Annotated in this window: 15 protein-coding genes; 6 read left to right on the forward strand and 9 right to left on the reverse strand. The window is 63.3% G+C overall.

Going from position 1 to position 14907, the window contains the following annotated elements:
* The first annotated feature begins 59 nt into the window (after positions 1–59).
* The gene (gene trmB / locus K3165_RS12595) at positions 60–761 is read left to right on the forward strand and encodes a tRNA (guanine(46)-N(7))-methyltransferase TrmB (RefSeq protein WP_221549243.1); all 702 of its coding nucleotides are present in this window, start codon (positions 60–62) and stop codon (positions 759–761) included.
* A gap of 6 nt (positions 762–767) precedes the next feature.
* On the opposite strand, the gene K3165_RS12600 is transcribed toward trmB, so the two are convergent.
* Entirely contained in the window at positions 768–1907 is a 1140-nt protein-coding gene (locus tag K3165_RS12600; protein WP_221549244.1) for an aminotransferase class V-fold PLP-dependent enzyme, read from the reverse strand.
* Positions 1908–2007: 100 nt separating this feature from the next.
* Between K3165_RS12600 and K3165_RS12605 the strand changes: the two genes are divergently transcribed.
* Positions 2008–3375, forward strand: coding sequence for an NAD-dependent succinate-semialdehyde dehydrogenase (locus K3165_RS12605; protein WP_221549245.1), 1368 nt, complete (start codon positions 2008–2010; stop codon positions 3373–3375).
* An 11-nt stretch (positions 3376–3386) separates the two neighbouring features.
* Positions 3387–4037, forward strand: coding sequence for an SDR family NAD(P)-dependent oxidoreductase (locus tag K3165_RS12610; RefSeq protein WP_221549246.1), 651 nt, complete (start codon positions 3387–3389; stop codon positions 4035–4037).
* 12 nt (positions 4038–4049) lie between these two features.
* Here K3165_RS12610 and K3165_RS12615 read toward each other — a convergent pair whose 3' ends face one another.
* The 3 genes from K3165_RS12615 to K3165_RS12625 form a co-directional block, all read right to left on the reverse strand.
* Positions 4050–4655 (reverse strand): outer membrane protein, encoded by a 606-nt coding sequence (locus tag K3165_RS12615; protein ID WP_221549247.1) that lies wholly within the window; start codon positions 4653–4655, stop codon positions 4050–4052.
* A 114-nt stretch (positions 4656–4769) separates the two neighbouring features.
* On the reverse strand, positions 4770–5894 hold the full coding sequence (locus K3165_RS12620; RefSeq protein WP_345721226.1) for an acyltransferase family protein: 1125 nt from the start codon (positions 5892–5894) through the stop codon (positions 4770–4772).
* Positions 5895–5955: 61 nt separating this feature from the next.
* A complete protein-coding gene (locus K3165_RS12625; protein WP_221549249.1) occupies positions 5956–8220 on the reverse strand; it encodes an NADP-dependent malic enzyme in 2265 nt (754 codons plus the stop codon).
* Between the two features lie 113 nt (positions 8221–8333).
* Here K3165_RS12625 and mutS point away from each other — a divergent pair, with 113 nt between their 5' ends.
* From mutS to K3165_RS12640, 3 genes are read left to right on the forward strand one after another with little or no spacing between them, the layout of a single operon-like run.
* The gene (gene mutS / locus K3165_RS12630; protein WP_221549250.1) at positions 8334–10958 is read left to right on the forward strand and encodes a DNA mismatch repair protein MutS; all 2625 of its coding nucleotides are present in this window, start codon (positions 8334–8336) and stop codon (positions 10956–10958) included.
* A gap of 24 nt (positions 10959–10982) precedes the next feature.
* A complete protein-coding gene (locus K3165_RS12635; RefSeq protein ID WP_221549251.1) occupies positions 10983–11387 on the forward strand; it encodes a hypothetical protein in 405 nt (134 codons plus the stop codon).
* Positions 11388–11428: 41 nt separating this feature from the next.
* On the forward strand, positions 11429–11839 hold the full coding sequence (locus tag K3165_RS12640; RefSeq protein WP_221549252.1) for a YidH family protein: 411 nt from the start codon (positions 11429–11431) through the stop codon (positions 11837–11839).
* On the opposite strand, the gene K3165_RS12645 is transcribed toward K3165_RS12640, so the two are convergent.
* The 5 genes from K3165_RS12645 to gluQRS all read right to left on the reverse strand — a co-directional run bounded on the left by K3165_RS12645 (position 11840) and on the right by gluQRS (position 14864).
* A complete protein-coding gene (locus K3165_RS12645; RefSeq protein ID WP_221549253.1) occupies positions 11840–12187 on the reverse strand; it encodes a hypothetical protein in 348 nt (115 codons plus the stop codon). It abuts the gene before it with no gap.
* Between the two features lie 84 nt (positions 12188–12271).
* Positions 12272–13144, reverse strand: a complete 873-nt coding sequence (locus tag K3165_RS12650; protein WP_221549254.1) for a 3-hydroxyacyl-CoA dehydrogenase NAD-binding domain-containing protein — start codon at positions 13142–13144, stop codon at positions 12272–12274.
* Positions 13145–13204: 60 nt separating this feature from the next.
* Complete coding sequence (locus K3165_RS12655) at positions 13205–13780, reverse strand: cob(I)yrinic acid a,c-diamide adenosyltransferase (RefSeq protein ID WP_221549255.1); 576 nt, start codon at positions 13778–13780, stop codon at positions 13205–13207.
* A gap of 13 nt (positions 13781–13793) precedes the next feature.
* Complete coding sequence (locus K3165_RS12660) at positions 13794–14024, reverse strand: HIG1 domain-containing protein (RefSeq protein ID WP_221549256.1); 231 nt, start codon at positions 14022–14024, stop codon at positions 13794–13796.
* Positions 14025–14033: 9 nt separating this feature from the next.
* Positions 14034–14864 (reverse strand): tRNA glutamyl-Q(34) synthetase GluQRS, encoded by an 831-nt coding sequence (gene gluQRS / locus K3165_RS12665; protein WP_221549257.1) that lies wholly within the window; start codon positions 14862–14864, stop codon positions 14034–14036.
* Between the last annotated feature and the right edge of the window lie 43 nt (positions 14865–14907).

A 14907-nucleotide genomic window follows, 5' to 3' on the forward strand; every position in this document is an offset into this window, starting at 1 on the left:
GCCCGCCTCAACCCCGAATTGCTGGACAATCTGCGCCAATATCGCCTAGCGGGCACGCCATGTCAGCATTCAAGGAAGGCGATCCGACCACGCTCAACCGGCTCTATGGCCGCAGCCAGGGCAAGCCCCTGCGCGCCGGCCAGCAGGAGCTGGTGGACAAGCTTCTGCCGCAAATCGCGGTGCCTGCAGAAGGTCCGGTGACGTCGGAAACGCTGTTCGGCTTCGACCGCCCGCTTCATTTCGAGATCGGTTTCGGTGGCGGCGAGCACATGGCCTATCGCGCGGATCTCCTGCCCGATCACGGTTTCATCGGCGCAGAGCCATTTCTCAACGGCGTCGCGCAGGCGCTGACCCATGTGCACGAGGGGACCATGGCGAATGTTCGCATCCACCATGGTGATGCGCTCGATGCCCTTGCCCGCGTCCCCGACGGTGCGCTGACCATGCTTTACCTGCTGCATCCCGACCCCTGGCCCAAGAACAAGCATGCCAAGCGCCGGATGATGAACGACGGCCCGGTGCGCATGTTCGCCGACAAGTTGAAGCCCGGCGGCGAATTCCGTTTCGGCACCGACCATCCCGTTTACCTGCGTCACGCCTTGATGGTGATGCGGCGCTTTACCGATGTGTTCGAATGGGTCGTGGAAGATCGCCACAGCTGGGAAAACCGACCCTCTGGGTGGTGCGAGACGCGCTACGAGCACAAGGCCCGCAACACTTACGGGCACGAGGTCTGGTACTTCCGTTTCCGCCGCAAGTAAGGCGATTCAGAGGAGTTCGCGCAAGGTCTCAATCAGGGCGGCTGCATCGCGCTCGTCATTGTAGAGATGGGGCGTCACGCGAAGCGACCTGCCGCGCAGCGACACCATCACGTTCCTGTCGGCCAAGCGCTGCGTGAGGCCATCGGGCACGCCTTGCGGAAAGCCGAGCGAGAGGAAATGGGCGGCGCGTTGTCCGATCGGGGCTGCGGTAAGGCCGAGGTCGGCCGCCTGCGAAGCGATGGCCGTCGTTTTACTCCCCAGCTCTTCTGCAACCGCTTCGATTCCGAATTCGAGCAGGAAATCGAAGGCCGCGACCGCTCCGTTCAGGAGCGGCGGATTAGAGCGCTCGCCCATGTCGAAACGGCGGGCGCCGGGCTGGTAATCGTCGCGGTAATCGACCAGCCGTGTGAAATCTTCCGAACCCCCGCGATTGATCCAATTTTGCTCCAGCGGGCGCCCGGAATGGTGGCGCGGATCGACATAGAGATGGCCGATGCCATAGGGCCCCATCAGCCACTTGTAACAGGCGGCGACCGCGAAATCCGGCCGGACGGCGCCCAGATCGAGCGGCATGGCGCCAAGCGACTGCGTCAGGTCCAGCACCAAAGCCGCCCCGACCTCGCGGCACCTTGCCCCCACCCTTTCCAGATCGACCAGTCGCCCGTCAGCCCAGTGACAATGCGGGAGCGCAGCAATTGCCGTGTCCTGATCGATCGCGTCCAGAACGGCGTCGGTCCAGCAGGAGTTCTCGTCACGCATAACCGTGACGACCTTGGCGCCGCGTTCGGCAGCGAGGTCTCGCCAGACATAGACATTGGAAGGGAACTGACCCGCCAACGTGACGATGCACTGGCCCTGTTCGACCGGGCAATTCAGCGCTGCGATCGCGAGCGCGTAGCTCGCCGAGGGTACGATCGCGATATTGTCCGGCTGCGTGCCGGACAGCTCTCCCGCACGCTCCCGGAAGCGTTCGCTTCCGGTGAAGAAATCGCCCGGCGTATATTTCCACGGCTCGCACTTGAACATCGCGCCTTCGACCATGGCCTTCGAAACGCCATCGGACAAAGGCGCCATATAGGCACAGTTGAGATAGTGGACGTCGTCCGGGATGGCGAAGCGGTGGCGCTGGCTTTCGATCGACTTCATGTGGGTTAGCTAGCCTGTCGCGCCACGATTGCGAAGCGGCTTTGCGGAACGCGCTCGCCTCGCACCCATTGTGTGGGAAAGAGACCCGAGGAGCTTCCGCTTGATCACCACTACCAATCCCGCGACCGGCGAGACCATCGCCGAGTATCAAACGCTCGACGAGAACGGCATCGACCGGAAGCTGGAACAGGCGACGCGCACCTATGCCGACTGGAAGAGCTCGCCGATGGACCGGCGCACCGACCTGCTGAATGCGCTCGGCGACCTCTACGAAACCAACAAGGAAGACCTCGCCCGCCTCGCCGTGACCGAGATGGGCAAGCCGATCACGCAGGCCCGCAGCGAGGTAGAGAAATGCGCGAGCCTGTTCCGCTATTATGCCGAAAACGGGCCGCCAATGCTGGATTCCAAATTCTGGGACCTGTCCGATGGCGGTCGTGCGGAAGCGCGCTGGCTGCCGCAGGGGCCTGTGCTCGCAGTCATGCCCTGGAATTTCCCGTACTGGCAGGTCGTGCGCTTCCTCGCGCCGACCATCCTTGCAGGCAATGTCGGGGTCCTGAAGCATGCGAGCATCGTCCAGGGTGTCGCCAAGCGGATGGAGGAACTGGTCCTCGAAGCAGGCGGGCCCGAGGGCGTATTTCAGAACCTGTGCGTGTCATCCGATCCGATCGGCAAGGTCATCGACGACCCGCGGATCGTAGCCGCGACGCTCACGGGGAGCGAAGGCGCGGGCAGCGCGGTCGCGGAAAGGGCAGGCAAGAACCTCAAGAAGGTGGTGCTCGAACTCGGCGGCACCGACCCGTTCATCGTCATGCCCTCTGCTGACATGGATCAGGCGGTGAAGGACGCGGTCTTCGCCCGCATCCAGAACAATGGCCAATCCTGCATCTGCGGCAAGCGCACGATCGTGCATGCCGATATCTACGACGAGTTCTCGGACAGGTTCGTCACGGCATTGAAAGATGTGAAGCTCGGCGATCCGATGGATGACGAGACCGAGCTCGGCCCGCTTTCAAGCGAGGGACAGCGCGATACCGTCCTCGATCAGGTTAAGATGGCGCAGGAGCAAGGTTGCACGCTGGTCTTCGGCGGCGAAAAGATCGACCGGCCCGGCGCGTGGATGACCGCCGGCCTGCTCACCGATGTCCCGCTCGCCAGCGAGACCGCGACCGACGAGATCTTCGGCCCCGTCGGGCAGCTCTACAAGGCGAAAGACATCGACGAGGCGACCACCATCGCCAACGCGATTCCCTATGGCTTGGGCTCTGCCGTCTGGACCAATGACGAGGACGAGAAAGAGCATTTCGCAAATGCCATCGAGGCAGGAATGACGACCTTCAACGCGGTCAACGGATCGAAGATCGAAGCGCCCTTCGGCGGTATCAAGCGGTCGGGCCATGGCCGCGAACTGGCCGAATTCGGCCTCCATGAATTCATGAACCTCAAGACGCTGGTCCACCCGGCCTAGGAGAAACCACAATGACCAAACACGTCCTCATCGTCGGCGCATCGCGCGGCATCGGCCTCGGCCTTGCAGAGGAATTCAAATCGCGCGGGTGGGATGTAACCGGCACCGAGCGCTCGAAAAGCGACGAGCTCCACGCGCTCGAAGGCGTCACGGTCGAAACGCTGGACGTCACCGATCCCTCCACCTTCGGCAATGTGACGGGTGAATTCGACGCGGTGATCGTCAATGCAGGTATCACCGGCCCGCAGCACCAATCGAGCGAGCAGGCGACACCGGACGAAGTCGCCAATGTGATGATGACCAACGCCTTCGGCCCGGCACATCTCGGCAAGAGGCTGCTGCCCCAGATCAAGCAGGGCGGCTCGCTGTCCTTCATGAGCTCGCTTATGGGCTCAATAGAGGACAGTTCGGGCGGATACGAGCTCTACCGCACGAGCAAGACCGCGCAGAACATGCTTGCGAAGGGCATTGCCGAACAGGATGCGAAGGAGCGCGACATCGCCGTTCTCTCGCTCCATCCCGGGTGGGTGCAGACCGACATGGGCGGACCCAATGCCCACATCACGGTCGAGGAAAGTGCAAAGGGCCTCGCCGATGTCGTCGAGAATGCGAGCGGTGGCTACGCATATGTCGACTACACCGGCAAGGCCCTGCCGTTCTGATCCAGACCTAGCTTAGAAGCGCAGGCCGATCCCGGCGACGATCTGGTCGGTCGTCGCCTCGCCCTGGTCGATGTCGGCGAGCTCATTGTACTGCGAGCGGCGATACTCAATGCGCGCCTCGAGTGCGGAAGGCAGCTCGATCTGGATGCCCGCGCCGTAGCGAATGCCGTCAGTGTTCTCTTCGAGATCCGACAGCGAGCCGCTCGAGGTGAATGCCGTCGTGTCGAGCGAGGTGTAGCCGACCTTGCCATAAGCGGCGATGCCGGGCGTCAGGGCGAAGCCTGCACGGGCACCGAGATAATACTGGCCGCTGGTTTCCAGCCCTTCGCGAGCGCCGGCAAAGCTGCCCGGGAAACTGGTCGATCCGTCGCTGGTCGACAGCTCGCCTTCGAGACCGACGAACGCGCCGCCAAGGCTGAGGTCGTAGCCGGCATTGATGCCGTAAACGGCGCTGTCGGCGGTTGCCGTGGCCGTGCCGTCGGCCGATTCAACATCGACACCTTCATAGCCGCCGAGGGCGCCGATGTAGAAGCCGCCGGGGGCTTCCGTATCGTCCGCCATTGCGGGGGTAGCGGCAAAACCTGCGCCAATGACGGCGAATGCGATAATCTTTTTCATTTGCGATCCTTTCACATGCGATCCCTTGCACGTGAGAGGATGCAGAGCGTCGCCGCGCTTGCGAAAAGATGAACAGCCGGACGAACTGCACCGCCCTTGCGACCAGCCGGAAAATCAGGGGACGTGGACGTTCTTTATCCGCGGATCGGCTGACTTGCCGTCGGTCAGGTCGCGTACCTTGTCGCGCAGGCGCTGGACCGGCTGTTCGACGAAGCGAACCACCAGCATGGCGAGGATGTAGACCAGCGGGATGGCGACGAGCGAATGCCACAGCACGCGCTCCGGCCCCTGCCCGCCGGTTCCGCCGAGCAGACCGGTGACCAGTATCAGCATGGCGAAATGGAGCAGGAAGACAGGATAGGACAACTCGCCGAGATATTCCGAAACCTTGGCGAGCTTCGATCCTGTCAGCACCGAGCTGTCGTCCACGCGCACTGCCAGCGTCGCCCACATGGCAAAGGCGGCAAAGGGCAGTGTGCCGTAGAAAATCCAGATGGAATCCAGCGGCAACACACGGGCGATCTCGTCCATCGAACGTGTCTCGAGATAAATGTAGATCCCGATCGGCTCCTGCCAGAAGACATATACCAGCAGCAGCGCGATCGCCGCGATCGCCGCCTTGGGCGAGCCCTTGTTGGCGATGAGCGAGAACACCTTGTCGAACCATTCGCCGAAGTGGTGGAGCGCTGCACCGATGGCGAAAACCAGGGTGATGTAGAGATAGGAGAAATAGGCCTCGTCGAGGCCGAGGTTGCCGATCGCGTACACCATCGTACCAACGCCGAAGACGAGCCAGAGCGCAGTCGCGATTTTCGAGCGGCCAAGGACGGTGGCAATCAAGAGGTAATAGACGAGCTCTACCGACAAGCTCCAGCCGACCGAGATCCAGCCGACCGGTGCCCGACCTTCCGGGCCCAGCTGGCCGAAGATCAGGATCTGCTTGGCGATCTCGCCGATGTCGGAGGTCAGCACCATGCGCGGGTTGGTATTGGCCGCCACGGTCGGGAAAAGAGCGATCGCCGCGAAAGCGAAGGCGAGGCAGACCCAGAACGTGGGATAGATCCTCAGCGCCCGGTTGAGCACGAAGATTCCAAAACCGCGCACCCCGTCGGAGTAGCGCCCGTTCACGATACGGGTGACGAGGAAGCCGGACAGCCTGAAGAAGCCTGCCACCGCTGCCTTCCCCACGTCCGCGACGTTGGGAAGCAGGTGTGCATAGACGACCATCGATGCGAGGATGAAACGCTACAGACCCTGGTACATTCGTTCGCCCTAGTGGCTTCGCCCCCGCTTAGGAACCCTAACCCACCACGCCTGCACTGGCGAGAACCGCCAGTGTCAGCACGTCGGGCGCGATGGCGGTCATCGGAGCGATCTGGACCGGCTTTTCCATGCCGACCATCATCGGGCCGATCGTGGTCTCGCCGCCCAGCTCGCGCAGGAGCTTCGCCGACAGGTTCGCCGATTGGAGGCCCGGCATGATCAGCACGTTGGCCGGTCCCGACAGGCGGCTGAAGGGATAGAGTTCCATCACCTTGGAATTGAGCGCGGCGTCGGGCGCCATCTCGCCTTCATATTCGAAGTTCACGCCCTCGTCCGCATCCAGCAGCGCCACGGCATCGCGGATGTTGCCGAGCCACTGGCCCGACGGATTGCCGAAGGTCGAATAGGAGAGGAAGGCAACGCGCGGCTCGTGGCCCATGCGCCTTGCAACCCCAGCCGTTTCCTTGGCGATATGCGCCAGTTCGGCCGCACTCGGACGCTCGTTAATCGTCGTGTCGGCAAGGAAGGTAGTGTGGTTCTTGCCGACCATCATGTGAATGCCGAAGGGGGTCGCACCGGGCTTCGGATCGAGCACCCGCGCCACTTCACGTGCCGTCTGGCTGAAGGTCCGGGTAAGGCCGGAAATCATCGCCTCGCCATGGCCAAGGGCGACCAGCAGGGCGGCAAAGACGTTACGCTCCTGGTTGACCATGCGGCCCACGTCGCGCTCGGTATAGCCGCGGCGCTGCAGGCGCTTGTAGAGATAGTCGACCATCGCCGGCACCTTGTCCGACAGCTTCGAGTTCTCGATGATCCAGTCGTCCGGATCATCGACACCCAGTTCCTCCAGCTTGGCGAGGACCTTGTCGGTCCGCCCGACGAGGATCGGCTCTCCGTAGCCGTAATCGCGGAACTGGATGGCAGCACGCAGTGCGACATCTTCTTCCGCCTCGGCGAAAACCACCCGCTTGGGGTTGGCCTTGGCCTGCTCGTAGATGTTGGTCAGCGCGCCCGTGGTCGGGTTGAGTCGGGCCTTGAGCGCGTGGCGGTAGGCTTCGAAATCCTCGATCGGGGCCTTGGCCACGCCGCTGTCCATCGCCGCCTTCGCGACTGCAGAGGAAACGACCTCCATGAGGCGCGGGTCGAAGGGGGCGGGAATGATGTATTCCTCGCCGAACTGGTGGCTCACGCCATAGGCTGCGGCGACTTCCTCGGGCACGCGTTCGCGGGCGAGTTCGGCAATGGCCTGTGCTGCGGCGATCTTCATCTCTTCGTTGATCGAAGTCGCCTGCACGTCGAGTGCACCGCGGAAGATGAAGGGGAAGCCTAGGACGTTGTTGACCTGGTTCGGATAGTCCGAGCGGCCAGTGGCGATGATCGCATCGGGGCGTACCGCCTTTGCCTCTTCAGGCATGATTTCGGGCGTCGGGTTGGCCATCGCGAAGATGATCGGCTTGTCGGCCATCTTCTCCACCCATTCTGGCTTCAGCGCGCCGGCGGCCGAAAGGCCGAGGAAGACGTCCGCACCTTCGAGAGCTTCTTCGAGACTGCGCGCTTCGGTCTCGACCGCATGCGCGCTCTTCCACTGGTCGACATTCTCGCGGCCGGGATAAATCGGACCGGTGCGATCGCACACGATCACGTTTTCGTGCCGGACGCCCATCGCCTTGATCAGCGCGGTACAAGCGAGTGCCGAAGCACCTGCGCCATTCACCACCATCTTGACCTTGTCGAGATCGCGGCCGGTCAGGTGGCAGGCATTGATCAGGCCGGCAGCGGAGATGATCGCAGTGCCGTGCTGGTCGTCATGCATCACCGGGATGTTCATCTTCTCGCGCAGCGCCTGCTCGATGATGAAACATTCGGGTGCCGCGATGTCTTCGAGGTTGATGCCGCCGAAGCTCGGCTCCATCAGCGCAACCGCATTGATGAAGGCTTCCGGGTCTTCGGTATCGAGTTCGAGGTCGATCGAATCCACGTCGGCGAAGCGCTTGAACAGCACGGCCTTGCCTTCCATCACCGGCTTCGATGCCAGTGCGCCGAGATTGCCGAGGCCGAGGATCGCGGTGCCATTCGAAATCACCGCGACGAGGTTCGAGCGCGCGGTGTAGCGCGCGGCATTCTGCGGATCTTCGGCAATCGCTTCGACCGGCGCAGCGACACCGGGCGAATAGGCTAGCGCGAGGTCGCGCTGGGTCGCCATGGGCTTGGAGGCAATGATCTCGATCTTACCGGGGCGAATGGTCTCGTGGTAAAAGAGCGCCTCGCGAGTGGTGAAACCGGTCTGCTTTTCTTCAGCCATCTGTGTCCTCTGATATCTTGCGGACAGCCCCTAAGAGGATTTTGCGCGAAGTCATAGGGGAAAGGGCGTTTGGCCGACTCCCGAATCGCCTTCGCCCTCGCTAGGCCAGGGGCATGGCCGACAAACCCACACCGATGATGCAGCAGTATCTCGCGCTCAAACGCGAGGCGGGCGATGCCTTGCTGTTTTATCGTATGGGCGACTTCTTCGAACTGTTCTTCGAAGACGCGAAGATCGCGTCGCAGGTCCTCGACATCGCGCTCACCACGCGCGGCGAACATGGCGGGGAACCGGTGCCGATGTGCGGTGTGCCGGTCCATTCCGCCGAAGGCTATCTCGCGCGCCTGATCAAGGGCGGATGCCGGGTCGCGATTGCCGAACAGACCGAGACACCCGACGAAGCCAAGGAGCGCGCCAAGCGCGAAGGCAAGCCCGTGTCGAAGGCGCTGGTCGCCCGCGATATCGTGCGGCTAGTCACGGCCGGAACGCTGACGGAAGAGGCACTCCTCGAACCGCGCCGCGCCAATTTGCTTGTCGCTATCGCGCCGGTTCGCGACGGGATCGGCATCGCTGCGTGCGACATTTCGACCGGCCGGATGGAGCTGGAAGACTGCGCGCCCGACCGGATCGATGCGGCGCTTGCCCGCCTCGGCGCGAGCGAGATCGTGGCTCCGGAGGACTGGGACGAAGCGGCAGAGGGCATCATTGCCCGTCCGCGTCACAATTTCCGCAGTGAAGACGGCGAAGCGCGGCTCAAGAATATTCACGGGCTGGCCACTCTCGACGGCCTCGGCGATTTTTCGCGACCAATGCTGGCGGCTGCCGCCGGGCTCGTCGCCTATCTCGACCATGCGGGCCGCGGCAAGTTGCCCTTCCTCCTGCCGCCTGTTGCCCGCGGCAGCGATGCGCATCTGGCGATGGACGCGGCGACACGTTCGAGCCTCGAAATACTCGCAGCGCAAAATGGCGGTCGCGAGGGCAGCCTGATTGCCTGTCTCGACCGCTGCGCGACCGGCGCGGGTGCGCGCCAGTTGGCCGAAGACCTATCCGCCCCGCTTGCCGATCTGGGCACAGTCGAGGCGCGTCTCGCCAGCGTACAGCATTTCCACGCGGACCCGCTGTTGCGGGCAGACCTGCGCGCGGTCCTGCGGCAGGCGCCCGATATCGGGCGAGCCCTTGGCAGGCTGGTCGCAGGACGCGGGAGTCCGCGCGACCTCGGGCAAATTCGCGACGGTCTTGCCGAAGCGCGCCGCGTCCGCGACATGCTCGGTGCGAGCGCCGACCTGCCACCCCTGCTATCGGGAATGATCGATGCGCTTGGCGGCCATGCGGCGCTGGTGGATCACCTTGCCCGCGCGCTGGTCCCCTCACCGCCGACCGAGCGCAGCCAGGGCGGCTTCATCGCCAGCGGTTACGATCATGCGCTCGACGCGTTGCGTGAAACCTCCGGAAATGCCCGCAAGGCGATTGCGGCGCTCGAGGCGAAGTATCGCGAGGAAACGGATACCGCATCGCTGAAGATCAAGCACAACAAGGTACTCGGCTATTTCATCGAAGTGCCCGCCAAGCACGGCGACAAGCTGATGGCGCAGGACAGCGGCTTCACCCATCGTCAGACCATGGCAGGCGCAGTCCGGTTCAATTCGGTCGGCTTGCACGAGGAAGCGAGCCGGATTGCGGAGGCAGGCGCGCATGCACTCGCCGCCGAAGAGGCCCATTTCGAAGAACTGGTCGGCGAAGTCTTTGCCGCGCGTGAAGCCATTGCCGCGACGGCTGCCGCACTCGCGCGGATCGACGTCTGCGCTGCTCTTGCCGAACGCGCCGTGGAAGGCAACTGGTCGCGCCCCGAAATGCTGGACGAGCCGTGCCTCGAGATCATCGGCGGGCGCCACCCGGTGGTGGAGCAGGCGCTGGCCAAGACCGGCGAACGCTTCGTGGCGAACGACTGCACCCTCGGCCCCGACGACCGGCTGTGGCTGATCGGCGGCCCGAACATGGGCGGTAAGTCGACCTTCCTGCGCCAGAATGCGCTCATTATCTTGCTCGCGCAGGCCGGGAGTTTCGTGCCGGCGACCTCCGCCCGCATCGGTCTTGCGGACAGGCTGTTCAGCCGTGTCGGCGCATCGGACAATCTCGCGAGGGGCCGCTCGACCTTCATGGTCGAGATGGTCGAGACCGCAGCGATCCTGAGCCAGGCAACCGACCGCAGCTTCGTCATCCTCGACGAGGTCGGGCGCGGCACCTCGACCTATGACGGCATGGCGCTGGCCTGGGCGGTGGTCGAGGCGGTTCACGAGCAACTGGCATGCCGCTGCCTGTTCGCAACGCATTATCACGAGCTTTCACGCCTCGCCGAGACCTGCGATGCCCTGAGCCTCCACCATGTCCGTGCGCGCGAATGGAAGGGCGACCTCGTCCTCCTGCACGAACTTGCGAAAGGCGCGGCGGACCGCAGCTATGGCCTGTCTGTCGCCAAGCTGGCTGGCCTTCCCAAGCCCGTGATCAAGCGGGCCAAGGCCGTGCTCGACAAGCTGGAAAAAGGCCGCGAACAGACCGGCGGGCTTGCCGCAGGGCTTGGCGACCTCCCGCTTTTCGCAGTCACTGCACAGGCTGAAGAAGAGCAATGCGATGCGCTTCGCGATGCGATCGAAGCATTGGACGTCGATGCCCTTTCTCCGCGCGAAGCGCTGGAGGAATTGTACCGGCTCAAGGCGGAAGCCGCGAAAAGCGCAAATTAACCAATCCGCGCTAATTACGCGGGCATGTCCTTACGCACCACATTCATCGGACTGGGCGTCATCGTCGGCCTGTGCGCCGCAATGCTCTATGGCATTTCGAGCTATTTCAGCCGCGAAACCGGCATGCGCGATGCGGAGATGGCGTTCCAGGAAAAGCACGGGACCAAGACGGTGGCCCCTTCGCGGCAGATGCAGTCCGGCAGCGGCTCTTCGTCGAGGAGCACGCGACCGGAAGTCCAGCCGCCCGCAGAAGAAGAACTCGATCTCGATAGCTGGTATGCGGAAAGCGGGCCCGATGGCGGAACGCCGAACCTCGACAGCTGGTATGCTGCAGCAGGGTCCAATGACGGCCCTGCAGACACGACGCCACCCGACAATAGCTACCTCATCAACGATACCGAGCCTTTCTCCACGACCGACCCGCTGTAAGCGGTCAGGAACCCATCCAAGCTTTATCCGCTTGAAGGGGCATGGCTCAGGACGATCCGCCGGAAGGTAAAGATAAAAGCACCGAGTGGGCGGAGTTCCGCACCGATCTCGCCGAAGACCGCAACATCATGGCGATGGAGCGGACCTTTGCAGGCTGGATGCGTACCGCCTTTGCCGCAATCGGCATCGGATTGGGCTTTCGCGCTGTATTCGGTGAATTTGAGCCGCCGTGGCTCGCAAAGGCCATTGCGACGATGTTCATCGTCGGCGGAGCCTGGCTGGCGGTGACGGCGGAGCGGCGAGCATGCAAAACGCTGCGAAGGCTCGATCCGCACGAGTTCGAGGCCATCCCCACCCCCAACTTCAAGATCATGGCCTATGCCGTGGCCACAGGCGCCGCGATCCTTACCGCGGGCCTGTGGATCCTCAACGACGGCGAAATTGCCGGCTGATCAGTCGTTCTCGTTCGGAAGGTCCGGATCGACCTCGTTGCTCTTGCCGTATTTGCCCTCGTTATCGTCGTGGTTGGGCTCGCCGCGATAGGCAGCCATGTCGATCCGGCCCGAGCTTTCCATGTCGCGCATGTGGTCGATCGTGTCCTGCGTGGAATCGCCCAGCAGCCCGGACTTGTTGTCGCCCTTGATGCTTTCGGTCGGCGACCCGGTTTTGCTGGTCAGGTGCTGCGCCTGATCGGCGACTTCCTGTGCCTGCGACCGGTGATCGTCCTGCTCGTCATTATGCGTTTCGGGCGCGAGGCCCGACTGACGCGTTTCCTGGCTTTCTAACTTGCTGTCGGTCATGCAAATTCTCCTTTGCACAACCAACGGGCGGCGACCCTTCCCAGTTCCTATCTAGTAGGCCAGTTCCTATCGATTGTCCGGTTCCTACCGCGTGGGTTTCGGTTCTTCGCCCGAGTAATCGTAGAAGCCACGACCGGTCTTGCGGCCGAGCCATCCGGCTTCGACGTATTTCACAAGCAGCGGCGCAGGCCGGTACTTGGTGTCACGCGTGGTCTTGTAGAGCACCATCAGGATGTCGAGGCAGGTATCGAGCCCGACGAAATCGGCCAGCTGGAGCGGTCCCATCGGGTGGTTGAGGCCAAGACGACAACCCTTGTCGATATCCTCAATCCCGGCAGTCGACTGGCCGAGCACGAAGACAGCCTCGTTGATCATCGGCAGGAGGATGCGGTTGACGACGAAGCCGGGCTCGTCCTGGCTAAGGACCACTTCCTTGCCCAGCGCCTCGGCGAAGGCCTTGGTGCGGTCGGTGGTCGTGGCCGAAGTCGCAAGGCCGGGGATGACTTCGATCAGGCCCATCACGGGCACGGGATTGAAGAAGTGCAGTCCGATGAAGCGCGCCGGATCGGGTGAATAGTTCGCCATGCGCGTGATCGGGATCGAGCTGGTGTTCGATGCCATGATCGCATCGGCGGCAAGCTGCTCTCCCGCCTTCTCGAAGATCGCCTTCTTGATCTCTTCCTTCTCGGTTGCGGCCTCGATGATCAGTTCGGCCTCGCCCATGCGGCTATAGTCGCCGACCGGAGTGATGCGCTTCATGGCGGCTTCCGCCTCGGCGATCTCGATCTTGCCGCGGCCGACAAGCTTGCCGAACGCCTTGTCGATGCCCGCCACGGATTTCTCGGCCACGTCGAGGCTGACGTCGGCCAGCAGCACGTCCATGCCGTGCTGGGCAATAGTCTGGGCGATACCCGAACCCATCTGTCCGGCGCCGATGATGGCGATCGTCTTGCTCATCGAGAAATCCCTTCGCATGTGCAGCAAAGCGCGCGGCTTAGCGAAGGGAGGAGGGGCTGGCTAGCGGTTAGCGCCCGGAATCCACTTCACGTCGCCCTTGCCCCCGTCATTGGCCACGCGGGCGAGGACGAAGAGATAATCGGACAGCCGGTTGATGTAGGCGAGCGCTTGCGGATTGGTGGGCTCGGCATCCGCCATGGCGGTCATCGCGCGTTCTGCGCGACGGGCACTGGCCCTGGCCACATGGAGGCGGGCGGCCTGCTCGCTTCCGCCCGGCAGCACGAAGCTGGTGAGCGGCTCGAGGTTTTCGTTGAGCGCATCGATAGCCTTTTCCAGCCATTCGACCTGCGCAGGCACGATCCGCAGGACCATTTCCGAAGGGGCGAAGTCGCCATCTTCCGCAGGCGTAGCAAGGTCGGCACCGAGGTCGAACAGGTCGTTCTGGATGCGATAGATTGCATCCGCATGCCCGCCCTCGCCCAGCGCTACTGCCGCAAGGCCGAGCGAACTGTTTGCCTCGTCCACCGCGCCGATGGCTTCCATCCGGACGGCGTGCTTGGGCAGGCGCGAGCCATCAACCAGCCCGGTCGTGCCGTCATCGCCTGTGCGGGTGTAGATCTTGTTGAGCTTGACCACTGCCGGCCGCTCGTCAGCTGGCGGCAGCCATCATAACGGCGAGCACGACGATCGCGGCGGCCTGCCACTTCACGCGCGCCATCATCGCCTTGTTCTGCTTGAGCTGCATCTCGGTCGCATCGACCTGTTGGCCGCTTTCGAGATCGACCTTCGTGCTTTTGAGGAATGCGATCACTCCCCGGACGAGCGAGACGACGACCATGACCATGGCTGCGAGCAGGACGATGATGAATACAGTGTTCATGCCGCCTACTTAGGCACTCGCCAGCGTAATTCCAGTGGGGAATTCCCCTGCCCTCAGGCGGGCTGCAAGCTCCTTGCCATCCTCGCCTTGCTTGCGGCGATCGGCGAGACTGGGCGAATTGCGGCGCTTGGCCAGTTTCTCGCCGGTATCGTCGAGCAGGATCGGATGGTGGTGCCACGTCGGCACGGGCAGGTGCAGCAGTTCCTGCAGGACGCGGTGGATATGCGTCACCGCGAAGAGGTCCTGCCCCCGCGTGACCAGCGTGACGCCATCGGCTGCATCGTCGAGCGTCGCGGCGAGGTGATAGCTGGCAGGCGCATCCTTGCGCACCAGCACCACGTCCCCGAACACGCGCGGATCGGCGATCTGCGTTCCGCCGACCTCGTCCTCCCAGAACTGTTCGCCAACCTCGGCCATGGCGCGGTCTGCATCGAGCCGCAGGGCAGCAGGCTTTTCCGGGTCGAGCAGGCGGCCCTTGCAGGTCCCGGGATAGATCGCGCCTTCCGGCCCCATGCGCGGCTTGAGCGCCAAGATCTGCTTGCGCGTGCAGCTGCACGGATAGAGTAATCCGCGCCCCAGCAGGTCACGGGCGACCTGCTCATAGCTTTCGAGCCGCGTCGATTGCGCCGGCACCTCTTCCCACTCCAACCCGAGCCAGGCGAGGTCTTCGCGGAATTCCTCCGGCTTTTCGGGAAGCGAGCGTTCGCCATCGATATCCTCGACGCGGAGAAGAAAACGACCTCCGCGTTCCTTCGCAAGATCATGCGCGACTATGGCCGAATAGGCATGACCGAGATGCAGCGAGCCATTCGGACTTGGGGCGAAGCGGGTAACGGTCATTGGCCCCTTTCTAGCGGCCCGCCGGTGCATAGGCACGGGATAA

Source organism: Qipengyuania xiamenensis (genome assembly GCF_019711495.1).
GTDB classification, from domain to species: Bacteria; Pseudomonadota; Alphaproteobacteria; order Sphingomonadales; family Sphingomonadaceae; genus Qipengyuania; species Qipengyuania xiamenensis.